The sequence below is a fragment of the Ekhidna sp. ABH4_415 genome, from assembly GCF_056161305.1.
Window position 1 is genome coordinate 1 of sequence record NZ_JBSWYW010000034.1, and the last position, 264, is coordinate 264.

1 pseudogene is annotated in these 264 nt (G+C 75.8%); it reads left to right on the forward strand.

Annotation, left to right across the window (positions count from 1 at the left end):
- Window positions 1–111 (forward strand): annotated as a pseudogene (locus ACXAH9_RS17195) (hypothetical protein); the annotation flags it as partial.
- Between the last annotated feature and the right edge of the window lie 153 nt (window positions 112–264).

Sequence of the window (264 nt, forward strand, 5' to 3'; positions counted from 1 at the left end):
ACTGAGGATGCTACCATTGCAGATATTGCTGTTGCAACCAACAGTGGTCAGATTAAGACAGGATCAATGAGTCGATCAGACAGGATGGCGAAATACAACCAGCTCCTTCGTCCCTACCCCCCCCCCCCCTCCCCCCCCCCCCCCCCCCCCCCTCCCCCCCCCCCCCCCCCCCCCCCCCCCCCCCCCCCCCCCCCCCCCCCCCCCCCCCCCCCCCCCCCCCCCCCCCCCCCCCCCCCCCCCCCCCCCCCCCCCCCCCCCCCCCCC